Source organism: Caldicellulosiruptor diazotrophicus (assembly GCF_017347585.1).
Classification (GTDB): domain Bacteria; phylum Bacillota; class Thermoanaerobacteria; order Caldicellulosiruptorales; family Caldicellulosiruptoraceae; genus Caldicellulosiruptor; species Caldicellulosiruptor diazotrophicus.
Window position 1 is genome coordinate 1,506,127 of the sequence record NZ_AP024480.1, and the last position, 21,458, is coordinate 1,527,584.

At 35.2% G+C, this 21,458-nt stretch carries 23 protein-coding genes; all 23 read right to left on the minus strand.

What is annotated here, in order from left to right; all coding sequences use genetic code 11:
- Positions 1-50: 50 nt before the first annotated feature.
- Positions 51-317: a 30S ribosomal protein S15 gene (rpsO, locus tag CaldiYA01_RS07265; protein ID WP_013430584.1), complete on the minus strand. Its 267-nt coding sequence runs from the start codon at positions 315-317 to the stop codon at positions 51-53.
- A 118-nt stretch (positions 318-435) separates the two neighbouring features.
- On the minus strand, positions 436-1,353 hold the full coding sequence (locus CaldiYA01_RS07270; protein WP_207178301.1) for a bifunctional riboflavin kinase/FAD synthetase: 918 nt from the start codon (positions 1,351-1,353) through the stop codon (positions 436-438).
- Positions 1,340-2,212, minus strand: coding sequence for a tRNA pseudouridine(55) synthase TruB (truB, locus tag CaldiYA01_RS07275; RefSeq protein WP_207178303.1), 873 nt, complete (start codon positions 2,210-2,212; stop codon positions 1,340-1,342). The genes CaldiYA01_RS07270 and truB overlap by 14 nt, the downstream gene beginning before the upstream one ends.
- On the minus strand, positions 2,209-3,165 hold the full coding sequence (locus CaldiYA01_RS07280) for a DHH family phosphoesterase (RefSeq protein ID WP_207178305.1): 957 nt from the start codon (positions 3,163-3,165) through the stop codon (positions 2,209-2,211). Before CaldiYA01_RS07280 ends, truB begins: the two co-directional genes overlap by 4 nt.
- Positions 3,162-3,560 carry a 30S ribosome-binding factor RbfA gene (gene rbfA, locus CaldiYA01_RS07285; RefSeq protein WP_207178307.1) on the minus strand — a complete coding sequence of 133 codons (399 nt, stop codon included), beginning with the start codon at positions 3,558-3,560 and terminating at the stop codon, positions 3,162-3,164. Before rbfA ends, CaldiYA01_RS07280 begins: the two co-directional genes overlap by 4 nt.
- A gap of 27 nt (positions 3,561-3,587) precedes the next feature.
- Positions 3,588-6,116 (minus strand): translation initiation factor IF-2, encoded by a 2,529-nt coding sequence (gene infB / locus CaldiYA01_RS07290; protein ID WP_207178309.1) that lies wholly within the window; start codon positions 6,114-6,116, stop codon positions 3,588-3,590.
- A gap of 28 nt (positions 6,117-6,144) precedes the next feature.
- The gene (rnpM, locus tag CaldiYA01_RS07295) at positions 6,145-6,405 is read right to left on the minus strand and encodes an RNase P modulator RnpM (RefSeq protein WP_238480491.1); all 261 of its coding nucleotides are present in this window, start codon (positions 6,403-6,405) and stop codon (positions 6,145-6,147) included.
- A 17-nt stretch (positions 6,406-6,422) separates the two neighbouring features.
- Positions 6,423-7,493, minus strand: coding sequence for a transcription termination factor NusA (nusA, locus tag CaldiYA01_RS07300; RefSeq protein WP_207178313.1), 1,071 nt, complete (start codon positions 7,491-7,493; stop codon positions 6,423-6,425).
- Positions 7,494-7,521: 28 nt separating this feature from the next.
- Positions 7,522-7,977 (minus strand): ribosome maturation factor RimP, encoded by a 456-nt coding sequence (locus CaldiYA01_RS07305; RefSeq protein WP_207178315.1) that lies wholly within the window; start codon positions 7,975-7,977, stop codon positions 7,522-7,524.
- 167 nt (positions 7,978-8,144) lie between these two features.
- Positions 8,145-8,810 (minus strand): ribulose-phosphate 3-epimerase, encoded by a 666-nt coding sequence (gene rpe / locus CaldiYA01_RS07310; RefSeq protein WP_207178317.1) that lies wholly within the window; start codon positions 8,808-8,810, stop codon positions 8,145-8,147.
- Positions 8,811-8,826: 16 nt separating this feature from the next.
- A complete protein-coding gene (gene rsgA, locus CaldiYA01_RS07315; protein WP_207178319.1) occupies positions 8,827-9,699 on the minus strand; it encodes a ribosome small subunit-dependent GTPase A in 873 nt (290 codons plus the stop codon).
- A gap of 2 nt (positions 9,700-9,701) precedes the next feature.
- Positions 9,702-11,585, minus strand: coding sequence for a Stk1 family PASTA domain-containing Ser/Thr kinase (pknB, locus tag CaldiYA01_RS07320; RefSeq protein ID WP_207178321.1), 1,884 nt, complete (start codon positions 11,583-11,585; stop codon positions 9,702-9,704).
- 34 nt (positions 11,586-11,619) lie between these two features.
- The gene (locus CaldiYA01_RS07325) at positions 11,620-12,357 is read right to left on the minus strand and encodes a Stp1/IreP family PP2C-type Ser/Thr phosphatase (RefSeq protein WP_207178322.1); all 738 of its coding nucleotides are present in this window, start codon (positions 12,355-12,357) and stop codon (positions 11,620-11,622) included.
- A gap of 12 nt (positions 12,358-12,369) precedes the next feature.
- Entirely contained in the window at positions 12,370-13,395 is a 1,026-nt protein-coding gene (gene rlmN, locus CaldiYA01_RS07330; protein ID WP_207178324.1) for a 23S rRNA (adenine(2503)-C(2))-methyltransferase RlmN, read from the minus strand.
- 5 nt (positions 13,396-13,400) lie between these two features.
- Positions 13,401-14,696, minus strand: coding sequence for a 16S rRNA (cytosine(967)-C(5))-methyltransferase RsmB (rsmB, locus tag CaldiYA01_RS07335; RefSeq protein ID WP_207182765.1), 1,296 nt, complete (start codon positions 14,694-14,696; stop codon positions 13,401-13,403).
- 2 nt (positions 14,697-14,698) lie between these two features.
- A complete protein-coding gene (locus CaldiYA01_RS07340; RefSeq protein WP_207178326.1) occupies positions 14,699-15,394 on the minus strand; it encodes a zinc metallopeptidase in 696 nt (231 codons plus the stop codon).
- A gap of 21 nt (positions 15,395-15,415) precedes the next feature.
- Positions 15,416-16,360 (minus strand): methionyl-tRNA formyltransferase, encoded by a 945-nt coding sequence (gene fmt / locus CaldiYA01_RS07345; protein ID WP_269076396.1) that lies wholly within the window; start codon positions 16,358-16,360, stop codon positions 15,416-15,418.
- Between the two features lie 32 nt (positions 16,361-16,392).
- Positions 16,393-16,893 (minus strand): peptide deformylase, encoded by a 501-nt coding sequence (def, locus tag CaldiYA01_RS07350; protein ID WP_015907552.1) that lies wholly within the window; start codon positions 16,891-16,893, stop codon positions 16,393-16,395.
- A gap of 28 nt (positions 16,894-16,921) precedes the next feature.
- Positions 16,922-19,096, minus strand: a complete 2,175-nt coding sequence (gene priA / locus CaldiYA01_RS07355) for a replication restart helicase PriA (protein WP_207178328.1) — start codon at positions 19,094-19,096, stop codon at positions 16,922-16,924.
- Positions 19,097-19,137: 41 nt separating this feature from the next.
- A complete protein-coding gene (coaBC, locus tag CaldiYA01_RS07360) occupies positions 19,138-20,340 on the minus strand; it encodes a bifunctional phosphopantothenoylcysteine decarboxylase/phosphopantothenate--cysteine ligase CoaBC (RefSeq protein ID WP_207178330.1) in 1,203 nt (400 codons plus the stop codon).
- Complete coding sequence (gene rpoZ / locus CaldiYA01_RS07365) at positions 20,324-20,557, minus strand: DNA-directed RNA polymerase subunit omega (protein WP_207178332.1); 234 nt, start codon at positions 20,555-20,557, stop codon at positions 20,324-20,326. Before rpoZ ends, coaBC begins: the two co-directional genes overlap by 17 nt.
- Positions 20,558-20,564: 7 nt before the next feature.
- Entirely contained in the window at positions 20,565-21,164 is a 600-nt protein-coding gene (gmk, locus tag CaldiYA01_RS07370; protein WP_207178334.1) for a guanylate kinase, read from the minus strand.
- A complete protein-coding gene (gene remA, locus CaldiYA01_RS07375) occupies positions 21,161-21,454 on the minus strand; it encodes an extracellular matrix/biofilm regulator RemA (RefSeq protein ID WP_307729601.1) in 294 nt (97 codons plus the stop codon). Before remA ends, gmk begins: the two co-directional genes overlap by 4 nt.
- Positions 21,455-21,458: the final 4 nt, after the last annotated feature.

Below are 21,458 nucleotides of genomic sequence, written 5' to 3' on the forward strand. Positions count from 1 at the left end.
CTCTTTCTAAAATAATGGAGCGGAATAGTACCGCTCCACTTTTCTGCCATTTATTTTCTCAGGCCTAATTTCTCTATAAGCTCACGATATCTGTTGATGTCATAATTTTTAAGGTAATTGAGAAGTTTCCTTCTCTGACCTACCATCTTTAAAAGGCCTCTTCTTGAATGGAAATCTTTCTTATGAACCTGAAGGTGTTCGTTGAGCCTGTTAATTCTTTCTGTTAAAAGCGCAATCTGTACCTCTGGCGAACCTGTATCAGATTCATGAAGTTGATACTTTTTGATGATTTCTTCCTTCTGCTGCTTTGTGAGCATCTTTTCACACCTCCCTTTCTTCTAAAAATGCCTGAATCTTTGTCAAAGGCTGGGAGCATCCTCTGACAATGACTCAGGTTAGCACATAGCATATTGTAGCAAAAATCTTTGATTATGTCTATATACTTGCTTTGCAAAATAAAGCTCTTACATATTCAACATCCTGCGTTATTTGGTTTTTAAGTTCATCTATATTTGAAAATTTTTTCTCTTCACGCACAAAATCAATAAATTCTATTTTAACTCGCCTGCCATACATATCCTTATCAACACCTAATATGTGTGTCTCTATCTTTATATTTCCTGAGGCTGAAACAGTAGGGTTTGTCCCAACATTGGTTATGGAAAGATACCTCCTATCATCAATAATAGTATTTGTTACATATACACCTTTCTTTGGTACTATCTTTTCTTTATCAAATTTTATGTTAATAGTTGGAAAACCTAGCTTTTTCCCCAATCTATTGCCTTTTTTTACAGTACCACTAATGAAAAAGTTAAAACCAAGCATACAGTTCGCAAGTTTTATATTCCCCTCAAGTATTAACCTTCGGATAAGCGTGCTACTCACAATGTGCTCTTGGTACATCACCGGATCAATCACTATACACTTTCGACCAAACTGGTGAAGTTTTTCACACAGATACTTGCTATCTCCCTCTGCCATGTATCCGAACGTAAAGTCATACCCTACAACTACCACTGATACATTTAACTTATCAATTAGAATTTCCTCAATAAACCTATCTTTATCCATCTGCATTATCTTTTTATTAAATTCTATAAAATACACATCATCTATGCCATAATTTCTGAAAAATTCTAATCTTTCCTCGTTTGTAAGTATATACTTTGTATCAAAACCAAGAAGGTTGTCAGGATGATTTTTAAAAGTAAAAACAACTTTCTTTCTACCCCTGGAATTTGCATCTAAAACCTCAAATAGCCTTTTATGACCTATATGAAAGCCGTCAAAAAATCCAAGGGCAACAGCTGGGCTATCGTGTCTTTTTTCTACAATCTCATAAACATTCATCTGCAGTTTCCACCTTTAAAATATATTTGAATACATCCTTTTCTCTTTTGTATATAAAGACAACCTTATCAACCCAAATTTTATAAAAGTCTGCAAATACAGTGTCAATATCTATAATATCTTCTATATCCTGGTTTACAAGTGGATTCCCATTTAAAATCTTCTTATATGTTTTTCTGCCTACTTTTATCTCATTTTTAAACAACTTACATACAGGAATTATACTTTCTGACCTGATATCGCTCAAAGTAACTGCATCTTTCAAATCAAAAAAACCGCTTCTTATCCTTTTTAGCTCAGAAAGCAGACCTACAGTAGAAAGATTTTGTGCAATTTTTTCAGCTAAACTTCTTATATATGTTCCATGACTACAATGAACTTTAAATTCAAGATACGGATAGGAAAAGTTAATTATCTCTATACTATATATAATACTCTTCACCTTCGGAATTTCAATATTTATTCCTTTTCGCGCATATTCATAGAGTTTTTTACCCCTCAGCTTCTTTGCAGAAAAAATTGGAACATCAAGCTCAATTTCTCCTTTTAAATTTTTAAAACATTCTTCTATTTCTTTTTCTTCAACAATCAAATTATTTTTTTCTTCGATTTTACCAGTTATATCAAGCGTATCAGTTTTTATACCAAATTGCATTGTTGCAATATATGTTTTTTCCTGACTTGTGAAGAAAGAAGAAAGCTTTGTAGCCTCCCCCAGCAAAATGACCAAAAGCCCTGTTGCAAACGGGTCGAGCGTTCCTGCATGCCCAGCTTTCACGTTGAACACTTTTCTGACAAATTCAACAACATCATGTGAGGTAATTCCTACTGGTTTGTCAACAAGCAAAACTCCATTCATCTCAGATCACTTTTTAATCTTTTTAGTAGGTTTTCCTTTACAGCATCTAAAGAAACATTTCTACTTGAAAACCCAGCTGCCCTGACATGCCCACCTCCGCCAAATTCCTTGGCAACCTGGGCACAGTCAATATAGTATTTGGACCTCAAACTCACCTTTATTTTGTCTTCTTCTTCAATAAATATTGCAGCTACTTCAACATCTTCGATGTTTCTTGCAAAATTTATAATGTTTTCTGTCTCATCTCGTGATGCACCATTTTTCTTTAGCATCTCTCTTGTCACTGTCAAAAAGGCAATCTTGTTTCCCTCAAAAAGCTCTAACGTCTGCAAAACATCTTTCAAAAGATTGAACTTTGAAAGGCTCATCTCATCAAAAACCTTGTTTATGATATATACAAAGTCTATTCCCGTATTTATTAAATCACCTGCAATCTGATGGGTTATTGAAGTAGTGTTTGAATATTTAAATCCTCCTGTGTCGGTAAAAATGCTTGTGTAAAGACAGGTTGCAATTTCCTTGTCATTGTCAATACCCATCAGTTTGACAATCTGGTATATAATCTCACCTGTTGCAGCAGAGGAAGAATTTATATAAAACAAATCGCCTATTCCTTCGCTTGTAACATGATGGTCTATGTTTATTAGCTTTGAATAACAATTTTCAATGTTTTCAATCCCTGTCCTCTCAAGTTCGCCTGTATCAAGCAGAACAAGAACATCAAATTTTTCATCAATTCTGTCTACCACCTCTATTTTTTCCGCTGCAGGTAAAAACATTAAATTCTTTGGAACATTATTCTTTAGAAACATCCTTGCGTCTTTACCTTTTCTTTTGAGTGCAAGATAAAGTGCAAGCATTGAACCTATGCAATCCCCATCAGGATTTTCGTGTGAGACAATAGCAATTGTACTTGACCCTAAAAGATGCTGAACAATCCTGCTCTCTATCAATTTTCTTCTTCACCTTCACTTTCATCTATATTTTCATCATCTTTTGAAATATTCAGCTGATTCAATATCTGGGAAATTCGTGCTCCATACTCAATCGAGTCATCCAACTCAAATGTTATCTCTGGAGTAAATCTCAAGCTTATTCTCCTTGATATTTCCCTTCGAATATAAGGTTTTGCATTTTCTAACGCTTTCATTGTACTTTCAACCTTTTCCTTTTCCTTGTCAAATATGCTAACATAAACCTTTGCATGTCTCAAATCCTTGCTCATGTTCACCTTTACAATGCTTATAAGCTCTGCACAAAGGCGAGGATCCTTGAGATCATGTTGAATTATATCGCTAAGTTCCTTTTTTATTTCCTCAGAGACCCTATCTGACCTTTCAAACTGCATATTTGTTCCCCTCACCTCTTTTATAATTTAGTTTTCCACTTTCTGCATCTCATATGCTTCCACAATATCCCCTTCTTTTATATCGTTAAACTTTTCAAAGGTCATACCACATTCATATCCGGCTGCAACTTCTCTGACATCATCTTTAAAACGCTTGAGCGACGCAAGTCTCCCTTCATATACAACAACACCGTCACGAATAATTCGCGCGTTTGCTGTCCTTGTTATCTTGCCGTCCAGAACATAACACCCTGCAATTGTACCAACTGCAGATGATTTGAATATCTGTCTGACTTCTGCATGTCCTATTACCACTTCTTTATATACAGGCTCAAGCAATCCCTTCATGGCTGCTTCAATGTCATTTATAACATCATAGATTATCCTGTACATTCTCACATCAACCTTTTCTTTTTCAGCAAGTGACATTGCACCAACCTCTGGTCTGACATTAAATCCTATTATTATAGCGTCAGATGCAGAAGCCAAAGTAACATCTGATTCAGTGATAGCACCAACAGCGGCATGTATGACCTTAACAGTAACCTTGTCGTTTGAAAGTCTTTCAACAGCAGATTTTAAAGCTTCCACCGACCCTTGAACGTCAGCTTTTATTATAACCCTTAATTCTTTTAGCTGGCCTTTTTGAATTCTTTCAAAAAGTTCATCAAGAGATATCTTTGTGCTTTGCATCTTTTCTTCTTTGAGCTTTTCCTGTCTAATCTGTGCAACCGTCTTTGCTGTCTTTTCATCTTTCACACATACAAGCTCGTCACCTGCAATAGGCACATCTTCAAGTCCCAAAATCTCAACAGGCATGGAAGGTCCTGCTTCTTTTATTCTCTGACCTTTATCGTCCATCATCGCACGAATTCTTCCCCATGTGTTTCCAACAACAACATAATCTCCTACTTTTAGCGTTCCTTTTTGAATCAAAACTGTTGCAACAGGTCCTCTACCTTTGTCAAGTTTTGCTTCAATTACTCTACCGCGGGCAGGTCTGTTTGGATTTGCTTTGAGCTCCATAAGGTCTGCAACAAGTAAAATCATTTCAAGCAGATGGTCAATACCTATCTTTTTCTTTGCAGAGACATTTACAAATACTGTGTCTCCACCCCACTCCTCTGGAATAAGTCCATATTCTGATAGCTGCTGCTTTACTCTTTCGGGATTTGCCTCTGGCTTATCGATTTTGTTTATTGCAACTATGATAGTAACATTTGCTGCTTTCGCGTGATTGATAGCTTCTATTGTCTGTGGCATAACACCATCATCAGCTGCAACTACAAGCACTGCTATATCAGTAACTTGTGCACCTCTTGCTCTCATTGCAGTAAATGCTTCATGTCCAGGCGTGTCTAAAAATGTTATCCTTCTGCCGTTTACCTCAACAACAGATGCACCTATATGCTGTGTAATTCCACCGGCTTCTTTTTCTGTCACATTTGTTTTTCGTATAGCGTCAAGCAAAGATGTCTTTCCATGGTCAACATGACCCATTACAACAACAACAGGTGGTCGTGGCACAAGGCTTTCTGGTGGATCTTCCTGGTCTTCCAAAAGAATCTCTTCTTCAGTTTTTATAATCTCTTTTTCCACTTTAAATCCATAGTCTTCTGCTATTAAAGATGCAATATCAAAATCTATCTCCTGGTTTATATTTGCCATCACACCAAGCATTATAAGTTTTTTGATAATCTCTGCTGCAGGTTTTCCTATTAAGTTTGCAAACTCGCCAACCACAATCTTTTCTGGTATCTTTATTAGTTCTTCTTTTTTCTCATCTTGAGCTTGTTTTGTTTGTAGTTTCAAAACCTCTTTTTGCTCTTTTGACTTCTTCTTAAGTTTTTCTTTTCTACCACGTCTGACATGCTTTTCTTGCAAGTATTCTTCTTCTAAAAGAGTATTTTCAACTTCTCTATCAACCTTTTCAAGCTCTTCTCTGTCCAATGGCATCTCATGATGATCTTCCTCAACGGCAAAAGCTTGTTTTCTATGTTTTGGAGTCCTTTCTTGTTTTTGTTTTGCTTGAGCCTTATCCTGAAATTTCTTCTCTATTTTTTGCTCCTTTGCAACCTCGTACTTTGGTTTGGAAACCTGTTTCTTCTCTACTTCAGATTTAAAATCAATTTCTATAATTTTTCTACTCTCCTGTACTGCTGTTTTGTCTCTCGACTCAGACTTTGCTGGTTTATCTTCTTTTTTATATCTTTCATCTTTCTGTGTTTCATCTCGCAGTTGTCTGCTTTTTTCTTCTGCCTTTCTTTCATGACGAGGCTTTTCATCAAACCTTCGTGATTTCCTAACATCTGGTTTTTGTCTCTTTTCTTGCATCTGGGGTTCCTTTGAAATAGGTCTTCTTTCTGCTCTTCTTTCTGCTTGTTGTTTGTCCTTCTCTTGTAAAATATATTCAAGTACAAGATTTATATCATTCTCTTCAAGAGCACTCATATGATTTTTGTGCTCAATATTCAACTTGTTAAGTACGTCCATTAAATCTTTATTTTGCATGTCAAGAAGCTTCGCAAACTCATATATCCTAAGCTTATTAGTCATTCCCACACCTCCACATAAAAGCTTTTTATTACCTATCTTTTAAAAATCTTTCAAGTTCTTCATAGAAGCTTTTTGGAACATTAATCTTAAGAGATCTCTCTAATCCCTTTTTCTTTATGGCAAGTTTTAAACACTCTAAATCTTTGCAAATATATGCTCCTCTTCCTGGCATTTTCTGTTTTGAATCAATAAAAATTCCCTCATTTGTTTTGACTATTCGCAAAAGTTCTTTTTTTGGCTTTATGCTCATACAGCCGACGCATTTTCTATGCGGAATATACTCTTGCACATTTCCACCCCAATCAATCATTTACCCTTAATATCTATCTTCCAACCAGTTAGTTTTGCTGCAAGCCGAGCGTTCTGCCCACCCTTGCCAATAGCAAGAGATAATTGGCTATTTGGAACAAGGACAAAAGCTTTTTTTTCAATTAGATTCAAATCAATATGCACAACCTCCGCAGGGCTGAGGGCATTTTTTATAAACTCGCCAATGTCACTGCTCCACTTTACAATATCAATCTTCTCACCATTCAAATGTTTTAGCACATTCTGAATTCGTATCCCTTTTTCACCTATACAAGCTCCAACAGGGTCAACCTTTAAACTGTTAGAATAAACTGCCACCTTTGACCTTGAACCTGCCTCTCTTGCAATTGCCTTTATTTCAATTATGCCATCTTGTATCTCAGGCACCTCATTCTCCATAAGTCTTTTTACTAAATTTGGATGCGTTCTTGAAAGATACACAATGGGCTCTTTTTCTTTGGGTGGAATTTTTACATCAACAAGATAAAATTTCATCATTGTACCTGGCTTGTATTCTTCACCTGGTATCTGCTCCTCCATGGGAAGTATCGCCTCAACTCTTCCACCTTCAATCTCTACTATAACATTCTTTTTGTCAATCCTCTGTATAACACCTGTAACTATGTTATCAATCTTTGAAGAATAATCTTCAAAGATTATGTTTCTCTTTCTCTCTCTTATTTTCCCAATAACTGTCTGTCTGACTGTCATTGCTGCTTTTCTACTAAATTGGGAAATAGGAACCTCTATTGTTACAGTATCACCAATTTTATACCTCTTATCAATTTTTTGTGCATCCTCAAGTGAAATTTCATTTCTTCTATCTTTTACGTTTTCAACAACTTTTTTGTATTCATAAATTTTTACATTTCCCTCTTCTGGGTTGATAGAAACTTTAACGTTAGAAAGATTTTTGTCTTTTATTCCTTTTACCTGCTTGTAAGCTGTCAAAAGAGCTGATTCTAACACTGAGTATACATAATCTTTTTCTATCTTATATTCTCTTTCAAGCTCATCAATTGCTGAAAACAGCTCCTGAAAATCGAGAGTTTGGTCTTTTTTTGGCATTTTTCTATAATCCCCCTTTTTACCTTAGTTAAAATCTTATTGCAAGCTTTACTTTCTTTATATTTCCTACAGGTATATCTATCTTCTCTTTATCAACAATCAAAACTAAATATTTTTCATTCTTCTCCACAAGCTCTCCTGTAATCTTTGTACGGTTCAAAAAAGGTTGATTCAAAAATACATCAACAACTCTTCCTCTGTTTCTTATAAAATCCCTGTCACTGATAAGAGGTCTGTCAATACCCGGCGATGAGACCTCTAAATAATAGCTAAACGGAATAGGATCAACAATGTCAAGCTTTTCAGAAAGTTCTTCACTAACAAGCTGACAGTCATCTATTGTAATTCCCCCGGGTTTGTCTATATATACTCTCAAAAAATGATTTTTCCCTTCCTTTTTAAATTCAATATCCACCAAGTCAAAGCCATACCTTTCTAATATAGGTTTTACAAGTTCCTCCACTTTTTTTGTTATTTTTGACATCAGCATAACCCTTCCCTTCAATTAAAGCTTTCTTACTTTGAAAACTCCATAAACAATATTAAAGAGTGGGGGATACCCACTCTCATGCTAATTTACTTTATGTCAGCAATTCTGATTATAAATATTATACCACCTTAATTTTATTTTAACAAGAAGCGCAAAAATTATTACCTCAAACTCTGAACCTTACTTCTCAAAACCTCAATAGATTTTGAAACATTACCACTGTCAAATACATATGAACCTGCAACTATCACGTTTGCACCTGCATTTACACAATCAACAATTGTCTCTTCATTAATGCCACCATCAACTTCTATCTCAAACGAAAGTCCTTCCTTTTCTCTAAGGTTTGCCAACATTTCGATCTTTTTGAGAGTATATGGTATAAATTTTTGCCCCCCATATCCAGGATTTACAGTCATAACTAAAACCATATCAACAATTTCAAGAACATTTTCTATCATGTATACAGGCGTTGCAGGATTTAGTGCAACACTTGCTTTTTTGCCAAAACTTTTTATTTTACTGAGGAGGGCATCCAAGTGGTAAGTTGCCTCTGCGTGAACTGTAATATTGTCAGCACCGCTTTGAACAAATTTTTCAATATGTTTTTCAGGATGTAAAACCATTAGATGTACATCAAAAAAAAGTGTTGAATTTTTCCTGAGACTGCTTACTACTGGAGCACCAATTGTGATATTATCCACAAAGTTTCCATCCATAACATCTATATGGACTAAATCAGCTTTAGCTAACTCAAGTTTTTTAAGCTCGTTTTTCAAATCTGCAAAATCAGAAGATAAAATAGATGGTGCAATCTTTATCTGCAACTTTTAATCCTCTCCTTTAATCATACTCTTTTTGTGCAGGAAGTTGCATAAATATTTGTTTGTACCTCTCATACCTTTCAAAATTTATCTTTTTTTCGGTCACTGCAGCTTTTATCATACAGTCAGGTTCAAATATATGGTTGCACCCTGGAAATCTGCAACCTTCAAAATCATAAAATTCTGGGTAATAATATTTGAGTTCATGTCTTAAAAGTCCTATTATTTCAATAGAACTAAAACCTGGCGTGTCTGCAATATAGGTATCCTCCCCTAAACGCAACAGTTCTACTACTCTTGTTGTATGCCTACCTCTCTCAATCTTTTTAGAAATTTCGCCAACTTTCAAGTTTGCCCCCGGAATCAAACAATTTAATATAGAACTTTTTCCTACTCCAGACTGTCCAGCAAAAACTGAAATCTTTCCTTGAATATAATTTTTGAGTTTATCAATACCTTCTCCAGTCTTTGCAGACACACCTATAACGTTAAATAAACTGTACTGTTGTTTTATCATCTCAAATGTCTTTCCTGCATCTAAATCAATTTTATTAACACAAATTATAGGTTTTACTTTTTCTTTTAATACATTGACCAAAAGTTTATCCATAGCAATTAAAGATACTTCAGGTGACACAGATGCAACCACTACAATAGCAATATCCACATTTGCAATTGGTGGGCGGATTAACTGATTTTTTCTTGGCAGAATCCTATCGATAATGTATGAACCTTTGCTTTTCTCTACGATAACAACCTTGTCGCCCACAAGCGGATTGATATCATCCTTTCTAAAAACTCCTCGTGCCCTGCATTCATATATATTTCCATCATGGTCATATACATAATAAAATCCAGCAATTAGTTTTCCAATTACCCCATTTATCTGCATAGCTATTCCACCATCTCTTCTGTTGATAATTGGTCATTTATATACATTCTAATTGTAGATGGACCAGTGATAGGAATTTTAACCTGCAAGGGTGTTTCTTCTTTTTTCACTATTCTATCAAATACTATGCTCTCATTCCCGTTTGAACTTACCACTATTTTAACATTCGCTTCATTTAAATCAGAAGGTAAAATTACTGTCTTTATAATAATCTTGGTTGTGGTTTTTGGCTCAACCTTTTTGGTCACTATTAAATCAACAGTACTTCCTTTTACAACTTGCTGCCCATAAGATGGTGATTGACTGACAACAATATCAGATTCTCTATCTGTAACCTCTTTATAAGTTATGTTTCCAACGTTAAGTCCGTTTTTTTGTAAAACATCTTTGGCATCAACAATATTCATTCCTGTCACATCTGGAACTAATACTTTTTCAATTTTGGGACCCAAACTTACAGTCAAAATTACTGTACCATTTTTTTCTATGAATTGGTTTGCAGAAGGCTGTTGTTCAATAACTGTATCCACTGGCTTGTCAGAATAATCTTTTTTTACCTCAACACTCAAGCCACTGTTATCGAGTTCTATCTGAGCATCTTTGATATTAAGCCCAACAACATCTGGAACTTTGACCATTTCTGGTCCTTTGCTAACTATTAGCTTGATAGTAGTATCTTTTTTCACTTTAATACCTGCAGCTGGGTCTTGATTGATGACCACTCCTTTTTCAGCCGGGTCATTTTTCTCTTCAATTGAATATTTTAACCCAAGTTCATTAAGCTTTGTTTTTGCATCATCAATTGAAAAACCTACAAGGTCTGGCATCGTAATGTCATTTTCTTGATAAGTCAGGCTTTTCCCAATAGCATTATAAAATATCAGCCAGCCTAATGCAACAATAATAAGGGCAGTTAAAATTCCTGCTACCACATATATCCAATCTTTTCTTTTTTCTTTTGACTCTTTTTTTGGGTCTACTGAGGTATTATCCGATTTTATCTTTTCAAGCTGAAACTGTTTGGTAGCAGCATTTTCGTGAGAATCTATCTTGACAAAATCGCCCTCTGGTTCAATAAGCGAATTTTTCAAATCTTGAATCATTTCACTGGCTGATTGATATCTCAGTAAAATATCTTTTTGCATTGCCTTTAAAATTATTGCTTCTAAGCTTTTTGGTATATTAGGATTATAAAGCGTAGGTTTTATTGGCTGTTCTTGCAGATGTTTTAGCGCAATAGAAATTGGAGTATCCCCATCGAACGGCAAAACTCCAGTCACCATTTCATAAAGTACCACTCCAAGAGAGTATAGGTCAGACCTATTGTCTACATATCCTCCTCTTGCCTGTTCTGGCGAAAAATAGTGAACAGAGCCAATGGTAAGATTAGTGTTTATAATGGTACCTGTTGAAACTGCACGCGCAATGCCAAAATCTGTTACTTTGACAATTCCATTTTCGTCAATCAAGATGTTTTGTGGCTTTATATCCCTGTGCACAATGCCTTTTTTGTGGGCATGGTCCAAAGCTCTCAAAACCTGTATAGCAATGGTTGTTGCATCTCTTGGACTGATCCTGCCCGTTTCTTTCATAAACTCTTTTAAAGTTTTGCCATTTACATATTCCATAACTATGTAGTACATCCCGTCCTGCTCACCAACATCATAGATAGATACAATGTTAGGATGTGAAAGAGATGCTGCTGCCAGCGCTTCTGTTCTGAACCGTTGCAAAAATTCCTCGTCTGTTGCAAATTCCGACCTCAAAACTTTTATTGCAACATATCTATTCAAAATTGCGTCTTTAGCTTTGTAAACAACCGACATTCCACCGCTTCCTAATTTCTCTTCAACTTTGTATCTGTTTCCTATTACAAACTCATCCATAAACAATCATCACCCTCACAAAATCTCTTTTATCTTACAACAGAAGATATACAATTGTAATATTGTCAATACCACCTGCCTCAAGGGCTTTTTCAATTAATTTCTTACCTACATCATAAAAACCATTTTCTCTAAATATTTTATGAATTTGAGTATCAAAAACCATGTTTGTCAGTCCATCAGTACACATCAAAAAGCAATAATCCTTATTTTGGTCACGTTCAATTTCATAAAGGTCAACTTCTAATTCTTCTTCTATTCCAATTGCTCTTGTTATGATGTTTTTCTTAGGATGAGTATAAATTTCCTCTTTTGTAATTTTTCCATCTTTGAACATCTCATAAACCAGAGAATGGTCCTCTGTAATTTGTTTAATTTCATTGCCATCTATAACGTAGACTCTTGAATCTCCAATGTTACTTACAATTATCTTATCCTTATAGCAAAATAATCCCGCTAAAGTAGTACCCATTCCATACAAAAGTGGATTTTTTATCTGATGGTTTATAATCTTCTGATTTGCATACCTGTAAGCTTCTTTTATGGTCTCACTCAAAGAATACTCCAACATATTCTGATTAAGTAAAATGTAGTCAATTACATACTGACAGGCAAGGCTACTTGCCACCTCGCCCGCACTGTGTCCACCCATACCATCAGCTATTAAAAAAATATTCAGTCCATCTTCCCCTTTGTAAACAATATAATAATCTTCATTGTTTATCCTTACATTTCCTTTTTCTGTTATTGCAATGTATTTCACATACTTCATCCCCTAATTCCCTTATATGTTAAAATACCGTCTTCTTAACTGTCCACAAGCTGCAGATATACTGCTGCCCAACTCTCTTCTTATTGTAACTTGAATCTGATAGGATTTTAGGGTTTCAAAAAATGTTTTTATTTTTTCCTTAGAAGGTCTTCTGAACCCTTTTTCTTCAACTGGGTTAATAGGTATCAAATTTACATGCACAAGCTTACCTTTTAATATCTTACCAAGCTCTTGAGCACATTCAGTAGAATCATTTATCCCATCTATTAAAGCATACTCAAAAGTGACTCTTCTGTTGGTCTTTTGAATATAGTAATCAATTGCTTTCATAATATCTTCAATAGGATATTTCTTGTTTATCGGAACAAGTTTGTCTCTCAAACTATTGTTAGGGGCATGTAGAGAAATTGCAAGGTTTACCTGTTTGGGAAAATTACAAAGTCTATAAATTCCTTCAACTATGCCAATTGTTGAAATTGTAATATGTCTTGCCCCTATGTTCTTACCTTCTTTTGAGTTTATTATATCAATAAACTTAAACACATTTTCAATGTTGTCAAATGGCTCACCACTGCCCATCAGAACAACATTTGTTATTCTTTTGCCTGTAAAGTTTTCTGCATTGATTACCTGGTCAACCATCTCACCAGGCGAAAGATTTCTGACAAATCCGCCTATAGCAGAAGCACAAAAGCTACAGTTCATTTTGCACCCAACCTGCGTTGAGACGCATATTGCATTTCCATATCGATAATGCAAAAATACACTTTCAATTCCATTTTTATCGCAAAGTTCATACAGAAATTTTATACTCTCTCCATCACTTTGATGTTGTAAAATCTGTAAAGAGTTTATCAAAAACTCATCATAAATCTTCTTTCGAAGTTCAACTGGTAGATTTGAAAATTGCATTACATCAGTAGCATTTTTCTTGTAAAGCCACTCAAAGACCTGACCTGCTCTAAAAGGTTTTTCACCAATATTTTCAAACCACTTTTTTAGCTCATCCAAGGTCAAATCTTTTATAGGTTTTTTCATCTTTCTTATCTTCCGCCCTCTTTTCTAAGTTTAGCTATAAAAAATCCATCACATTTAAACTCATCAGGGAAAATAGTTGTTTGGGATACCAATGAAAAATCTTTGTGCTTCTCTAAAAACTCTGTAACCGTTTCTTCATTTTCTCTTCTTGACAGAGTGCATGTAGAATAAAAAAGAAGTCCTCCTCTTTTTAAGTAACCTGCCGAATTATCAAGTATTCTTACCTGCAGCTCATGAAGATTCTCAATATCCTGATAACTTTTATTCCATTTGATATCAGGCTTTTTCCTGATTGCACCAAAACCAGTACAAGGAAGGTCGGCAATCACAATATCAAATTTTTCGGTAAAATCAGGATTAAAAATCTCAGCATCATTCTTTGCAACAATAATATTATTAAATCCAAGACGCAAAATGTTTTCGCGCAAAATATCAAGTTTATGTTCGTTTATATCACATGCAACAATAAACCCATCTATAACCTCTGCGCAGTTAAAAGTCTTTCCGCCCGGTGCAGCACACAGGTCTAACACTTTCTTTGCTCTTTCAAAATCTTCTTTATTTAACTTCACAACAAGTGAGGATGCCAAATCTTGAAAATAAAAATAACCCTTTTTATAAAGTTCTGTTTCCTTTATGTTACCCTTCAAAAGGTAGATTACTTCTTGGTTGTAAAAATTGATTTCATACTCAAAACCGTTTTTTTCAAGTTCTTGTATTAAAGTCTTCACGTCTGTCTTCTTAGTATTAATCTTTATACTCTGAGGTGGCTTTGTATTTAAAAATTCCAAAATCTTTAAAGTCTTTTCAAATCCATAATTCTCCTCAAAATAATCTATTAAAAATCTGGGATAAGATAGCTTTATTGAGATATAACTTTTATAATCCACATCCTTTATTTTCTCTAATGATTCTCGTATTTGATTTTTGTTTCTGATTATATTCCTTAAAATTGCATTTACAAAAGCTTTTAAATTTGGACTTATTTTACTTGTAATTTCACATGCCTCGTTCACTGTTGCATACTCTGGAATCTTTTCAAGAAAAAGAAGTTCATATGTGGCGACTCTTAAAATATTTAATATTCTTTTATCCTTTACTCCTTTTTTGGCAACAAAATTAATATAGTAGTCAATAAGACTTTTGTATCTTAAGACACCATGAACAAGCTCAACAAACAGAGCCTTGTCCTTTTCTTTCTTTAACTTTTGATGGAATTTCTCCATTAAAGAGTCCATGCCAGAAAACTTTTTCTTTTCAACCTCAAACAGTAGAAGAAAAGCAGCTTCTCTCGTATTAATCTTTAATCATCCCTTCTTCGTTGAACTAAACTAAGATAGTACAAAAGCTGGAGTATAGCAACAGATACCGCTGCAACATATGTCATAGCAGCTGCGCTAAGCACTTTCTTTACTGCTATCTCCTCGTCAGGAAGTATAACTCCTGCTACTTTTAACGCATCCACAGCCCTTTTGCTGGCATTTAATTCAACAGGCAGCGTAATTAATGTAAACACAACTGCCAAGCTAAAAAGCAAAATTCCAAGGTTTATGAATATATCTCCATTTTTTAGCAAAAGGCCTATCAAAATGAGCGGAAAAGCCAGATTTGACCCTATATTCACAACAGGGACCATGGCAGTTCTAAGAGCAAGCCACGGATATTTTTGGTAGTGCTGAATGGCATGGCCTGCCTCATGTGCAGCAACTCCAACTGCAGCAACAGAATTTGAATCAAAAACACCCTGTGATAGTCTGAGCACTCTAAATCGCGGGTCGTAATGGTCTGTCAAAAGTCCCGGCACATATTCTACTCTGACATCATAAATACCGTTGGACCACAGTATATTTTTGGCGACCTCGGCACCTGTTAACCCTGAAAATGTTCTGACTCTGGAATACTTTGAAAATACCATCTGGACCCTCATTTGAGCTATTAGAGATATCAAAAATGCAGGAATAGCAAACACAAGATACAAAGGGTCAAAATAGTAAAACACTTTTCATCCTCTCCTCTGAAATTAGGCTAAAATATCTCCTCTTTTTATTTTATACCCATTGACAAAGTCTCTTGCACCAATCTTTTTCCCACCCTCAAGCTGAAGAAGTTTAAGTCTTATCAGACCATCTCTAACTTTTATTATAATACTGCTGTCATCTATCTCAACTATAGTACCATTTAGTACATTACTATTAATATTGTTTTCATTATCCTGAACAAGTTCCATATCATGAATCTTCAAAAGTTTTTCTTTAAAAGTTGTAAAAATCCCTGGCCATATCTTAAGAGCTCTAAATCTATTATAGATTTCCTTTGCGCTCATATCCCAGTCAATTTTTCCTTCTTCCTTTTTGATAGGAGGTGCATATGTCGCTCTGCTGTGATCCTGTTTTACAGGATTTATACTCTCAATATTCTTCAGAACCTCAATTAAAAGCTGACTACCAATTTCTGAAAGTTTTTTAGAAAGTGTTAAAATGTCATCATCATTTTCAATTTTAACTTTTTCCTGAAGAAGAATATCTCCTGTATCTAATCCTTCGTCCATTTTCATAATGGTAATACCTGTATATTCCTTGCCATCCATAAGTACTCTTTGAATTGGTGCAGCTCCTCTGTACTCCGGTAAAAGGGAAGCATGAACATTTAGGCATCCAAATTTAGGTATCTCAAGCACTTCTTTAGGAAGAATTTTCCCATATGCAACAACTACGATTGTATCAGGATTTATCTCTTTTAGAAATTCAAAAAACTCCTCGTTATTCTTTAGCTTTTCTGGTTGAACAACTTCTATTCCAACTTTTTGAGCAAACTCCTTGACAGCTGGTGCTGTCAATATTCTTTTTCTCCCAACAGGTTTGTCAGGTTGGGTCACAACAAGTTTTAAATTGACGAAAGACTCTTGAATAAGCTTTTGCAAAATATCAACTGCAAAATCTGGTGTTCCCATAAATACAATATTCAAACTTACATTCTCCTTTCTGAAACTCAGACAATTTATTCTAAATCCATTTTATCTCCTCTTGACCGCCTTTGTTCAATTTCCTCTTCAGAAACAAATCGGATAACTTTGTCAACAAACAAAATCCCATCAAGATGATCTATCTCATGACACACAGCCCTTGCTAAAAGCCCCTCTGCTTCAAGTCTAAACTCATTTCCGAACCTATCCTGAGCTTTCACTACCACTTTCTGTGGTCTTTCCACCTCACCCCACACATTTGGAACAGAAAGACATCCTTCTACATCCACAGCACTTCCCTCTACTTGTTCTATTTCAGGATTGACAAGTTCAATTGCTCCTTCTCCTATATCAATCACAACCGCTCTTTTTAGTACCCCCACCTGGGGCGCTGCAAGACCAATGCCGTTTGCTTCATACATGGTATCTTTCATATCGTCAAGAAGCTGGCAAAGTCGCTGGTCAAATTTCTCAACAACCTTCGATTTTTTGCGCAATATCTCATCTTCATATGTTCTTATTTTTCTCAGTGCCATTTGTCTAAATTTAAACCCTCCTATTTTTTTAAAGTGTATCCAAAGGATTTACGTCGATGATAAGCGATGCGTTACTATAATTATATCTTTCTTTTATTAGATTTGCTATACTAATCATCTGCCCAGCTCTTTTGAACTTTACCAATATGTGATATCTGTACTGGTTTTCTATTTTAAAGATAGGATTTTCACTTGGACCATAAATTTTCATGTCACATTCATTTTCATGCTCCCTGAGCAAAATATATACATGCTCTATCCCCCTTTTTGCCATATTCTGTTCACTTGCTACTGTAACAAAATTGACTACATAAGAGTACGGTGGATATTCCATCATTTTTCTCAGTCTCATTTCCTGGGCATAAAAGCTTTCATAATCGTGCTTTGAAGCAAACACAATGCTGTAATCCTCAGGGTTAAAAGTCTGAATTATAACTTTTCCTGGCTTTTCCCTGCCAGACCTACCCGCAACCTGTGTAAGAAGCTGAAATGTTCTTTCTCTACTTCTAAAATCTGGCATGTTCAAAAGAATATCTGCATCTATCACACCAACCAAGGTCAAGTCAGGGAAATGCAAACCTTTTGCAATCATCTGCGTACCAACAAGAATATCTGCTTCTTTTTCCCTGAACTTTTTCACAAACTGTTCTGTCGCATCTTTTTTTGAAGTTGTATCACTGTCCATACGCAAAACCCTTGCATCTTTAAAGTACGCTTTTATCTCTTCCTCTATTTTCTGGGTGCCACTACCATATTGTCTGACATACCTGCTGTTACATTTTGTACAGACACCTCTATATTCCTCTTTGTACCCGCAATAGTGACATTTCAAATACCCTTCTTTGTGGTATGTAAGTGAAATACTACAGTTTTTACACATATAAACATAACCGCACTCACGGCATATGACAATTGGAGAATAACCTCTCCTGTTTAAGAAAAGAAGAATTTGTTCTCCTTTTTTTAGATTATTTTCTATTTCTGTAAGTAAAAGTCTGCTAAAAATGGACCTATTACCTTCCCCCACTTCTTTTTTCATATCAACAATCAAAACTTCTGGCAGAGTTTTGTTTATTCTATTTTTTAGTATACATAATGAATATTTTCCTTTCTTTGCATAATAATAATGTTCAATTGATGGAGTTGCAGAGCCAAGTACAATGGGTATATTATTTATTTTAGCCCTCATCTGGGCAACCTCAACAGCATTTATCCGTGGTGCCTTTTCAGATTTATAGCTTGGTTCATGCTCTTCATCGATAATTATAAGACCAAGGTTCTTGACAGGTGCAAAAACTGCTGAACGCGGACCAATTACCACAACCGCCTCTTTATTTCTGGCAGCAAGCCAGCTGTTTAGCCTGTCTATACTTTTCATTTTGCTGTGATATACTAAAACCTTGTTTCCTATTCTACTCTGAACATTTTCTATCATCTGTGGTGTTAGTGAAATTTCTGGTACCATGAAAATTACGCTCTTACCTTTTCTAATTGCATGTTGTATTGATCTTATATAAACCTCTGTTTTTCCACTTCCTGTAACTCCAAACAAAAGAATATTTCTGTATCCTCCTTCATCAAATGCAGAGATTATACTGTTTACAGCTTTGTGCTGTTCGTCGGTTAAATTAAGTTCTGGCTCTACCAGTAGTAGATTTTTGCCAGTATTTTCTTTTATATTAAAATTTCTTAAATCATATTCCAAAAAACCTTCCAAAAATAGTTTTACTATTTTTTCTTTATTTTCTTTTACAAGCTTTGAATTTACGCTGACTGGTTTTTTTAAAATGCTTTCATATAATTTTCTCAAATCATCATCTAAGTTTTTATATCCTCCATTATTCTTTGCACAGACATTATATATCTGTTTGTTGCTCACAAAAGGAGGTATAACAAGTGACAAAGCCTCACCCAAATTCAACGCATAGTAATTTTTCATTGAAAAAGCAAGTTCTATCTGTTCCTTTGAAACAATTGAAAACTTATCAATTACAGCAAGAATACACTTTAACTTATTTTCCTCTATATCAGTAGTTTGCTTTATCCCAACAACAAGCCCTTCTACAATTCTATTTGAAACTCCAAAGCCTACATACACTCTTTTCCCTATCTCAATGCTATTTTCAAGGTGTGCTGGGACTAAATAATCAAATATCTTATCAACATTGGCGTCCTGGTAGTTGATACAAACCTGAGCTATCATCTTAAAACTCAAACTCCATCCATTAAAAATTATTACCTCTGCTACATTTTGCAGAGGTAAGTCACTACATGGTCGAAAATCCTTTTAGCAACTTCACTTTTGCTCATTTTCGGAAGATTTTCTACCTTTTCTTTTGATATGAGTGTTACAATGTTTGTATCAACATCAAAACCTGCACCCTCTTCAAGCACATTGTTTGCAACAATCAAATCAGCATTTTTCTCTTCTAATTTTTTTTGAGAGTTTTCTAATACATTCTCTGTCTCTGCTGAAAACCCCACAATTATTTGACCTGGTTTTTTATTCTCTCCCACAAACTTTAAGATATCTGGATTTTTGACAAGTTCAATAGTAAGTTCATCCTTTTTTTCCTTTTTAATCTTGTTTTGGTTCGTTGTTTTAGGTCTATAATCTGCCACAGCTGCAGAAAAGATCAGTATATCGTACTGCTCGTAAATCTCTTTTACCTTCTGATACATCTGAGAAGCTGTTTGCACGTGTATAATTTCTATGTCAGCATAGGTGTTGATACTCACTGGACCTGAGACGACTGTAACTTGAGCTCCTCTTTTGTACGCCTCTTCAGCCAAAGCATAACCCATTTTGCCAGATGATCTGTTTGAAATAAACCTGATGGGGTCTAAATATTCTCTTGTAGGTCCTGCAGTAATGAGAACTTTCTTTCCTGCCAAGTCTTGACTGCAAAGATGCTTTTCTATCTCAATCAATATTTTTTGATTTTCTGGATATCTTCCCTTGCCATACACACCGCAAGCCAAAAACCCTGATTCGGGTTCCACAAAGCTTATCCCCACCGATTTTAGCTTGTGAATATTTTGCTTCACAATAGCATTTTCGAACATATTAGAATTCATTGCAGGTACAATTAGTACAGGTTTGTCAAATGCCAAAAACGTCGTGGTCAGCAAATCATCAGCAATACCATTTGCAAATTTTCCAATTATATTTGCAGTTGCAGGAGCCACCACAAGAATATCTGCCCACGTTGTAAGAGAAATATGTTCTATATCGTAAAAATATTCGCTTTCAAAAGTATCAGTATAAACCTTGTTTTGGGATAAAGTTTGTAACGTTAAAGGAGTTATAAATTTTTGAGCATTTTTTGTCATTACTACCTTAACGTTTGCTTCATTTTTCTTTAAAAGTCTTATTAGATCGCATACCTTGTATGCTGCTATCCCACCGCATACTCCTATTAATATGTTTTTATTTTTTAATCTCATTCTTTTTCACCGGCTTTACGTACTTGTAAGAAATCTTCCCAGAAGCAACCTCATTTACTGCCATTGAAACATACTTGTCAAAGTTAAAATTGGTAATGTCAACCTTTTTTTGGGCCTGCTGAAGAAGTTGTCTTGCTCTTTTTGCAACAAGCACAGAAAGCGTATATTTATTGTCCACATACTTTAAAAGCTCGTCAAGCCCTGGTCGCAAAAGCATCCTTCATTCACTCCTTCAAAAAACTTTGTATGTCAAACCTCTTACTCTTTAGTTTTTCAACTTCGATAATCTTCTGTATTTTTTCAGCAGCATCCTCCACATTGTCATTTATAACACAATAGTCATACTCTGGCACAAGTTTTATCTCACTTTTCGCAATCTCAAGTCTTGCTCTTATTTCATCTTCCGACTCAGTGCCTCTTTTTACAAGTCTTTTGTAAAGCTCTTTTATGGATGGTGGCAGTAAAAATATCAGTACTGCATCCGAAAATACTTTTTTAATCTGAAGAGCTCCTTTTGTCTCAATTTCCAAAATTACATCATATCCTCTTTCCAATGCTTCAAAGACAAAGTCTTTGGGTGTACCATAATAGTTATTGTTATACTCAGCATATTCTAAAAATCTCTCATTTTTAATCTCTTCTTCAAATTGCTCGCGCGATACAAAAAAATAATTCACGCCCTCTTTTTCCCCTGGCCTCGGCTTTCTTGTTGTCTTGGAAATTGAAAGCTTAATATTAGGATTTTTCTCAAGAAGTCTTCCAACAACTGTACCCTTCCCAGTCCCTGCAGGCCCTGAAATCACAATCAAAAGTCCATCTCTCATTTTTTGTCATCCTCATCCTCAATTTCAATGTCCTCTTCCTCTTCAAACTCTTCTTCAGGTTCTATAATTCTGTGTGCTACAGTCTCTGGCTGAACAGAAGAAAGTATCACATAGTCAGCGTCAGTGATTATAACCGCTCTTGTTCTTCTACCATATGTGGCATCAATGAGCATACCTCTTTCTCTTGCTTCTTGAACTATTCTTTTTATAGGGGCTGAATCAGGACTAACTATTGCTATCAGCCTGTTCGCTGAAACTATGTTACCAAACCCAATGTTTATCAGTTTTATATTA

What these genes read in the sequence shown, in the direction of transcription:
- nusA (WP_207178313.1), bottom strand. Translation starts at nt 7,493, where the DNA reads ATGCCAAAAAAAGACCAAACTCTCGATTTTCAGGAGCTGTTTTCAGCA.
- rlmN (WP_207178324.1), bottom strand. Translation starts at nt 13,395, where the DNA reads ATGAAAAAACCTATAAAAGATTTGACCTTGGATGAGCTAAAAAAGTGG.
- CaldiYA01_RS07270 (WP_207178301.1), bottom strand. Translation starts at nt 1,353, where the DNA reads ATGAATGTTTATGAGATTGTAGAAAAAAGACACGATAGCCCAGCTGTT.
- rpsO (WP_013430584.1), bottom strand. Translation starts at nt 317, where the DNA reads ATGCTCACAAAGCAGCAGAAGGAAGAAATCATCAAAAAGTATCAACTT.
- priA (WP_207178328.1), bottom strand. Translation starts at nt 19,096, where the DNA reads ATGATAGCTCAGGTTTGTATCAACTACCAGGACGCCAATGTTGATAAG.
- def (WP_015907552.1), bottom strand. Translation starts at nt 16,893, where the DNA reads ATGGCACTGAGAAAAATAAGAACATATGAAGATGAGATATTGCGCAAA.
- rpoZ (WP_207178332.1), bottom strand. Translation starts at nt 20,557, where the DNA reads ATGCTTTTGCGACCAGGGCTTGACGAGCTTTTAAAGTATGTGGACAAT.
- rsgA (WP_207178319.1), bottom strand. Translation starts at nt 9,699, where the DNA reads ATGCAGATAAATGGGGTAATTGGAAAACTAATTGCTGGATTTTATTAT.
- rbfA (WP_207178307.1), bottom strand. Translation starts at nt 3,560, where the DNA reads ATGCAGTTTGAAAGGTCAGATAGGGTCTCTGAGGAAATAAAAAAGGAA.
- pknB (WP_207178321.1), bottom strand. Translation starts at nt 11,585, where the DNA reads ATGGATGAGTTTGTAATAGGAAACAGATACAAAGTTGAAGAGAAATTA.
- gmk (WP_207178334.1), bottom strand. Translation starts at nt 21,164, where the DNA reads ATGAGAGATGGACTTTTGATTGTGATTTCAGGGCCTGCAGGGACTGGG.
- coaBC (WP_207178330.1), bottom strand. Translation starts at nt 20,340, where the DNA reads ATGAGATTAAAAAATAAAAACATATTAATAGGAGTATGCGGTGGGATA.
- CaldiYA01_RS07305 (WP_207178315.1), bottom strand. Translation starts at nt 7,977, where the DNA reads ATGTCAAAAATAACAAAAAAAGTGGAGGAACTTGTAAAACCTATATTA.
- truB (WP_207178303.1), bottom strand. Translation starts at nt 2,212, where the DNA reads ATGAATGGAGTTTTGCTTGTTGACAAACCAGTAGGAATTACCTCACAT.
- infB (WP_207178309.1), bottom strand. Translation starts at nt 6,116, where the DNA reads ATGACTAATAAGCTTAGGATATATGAGTTTGCGAAGCTTCTTGACATG.
- CaldiYA01_RS07325 (WP_207178322.1), bottom strand. Translation starts at nt 12,357, where the DNA reads ATGAAGTATGTGAAATACATTGCAATAACAGAAAAAGGAAATGTAAGG.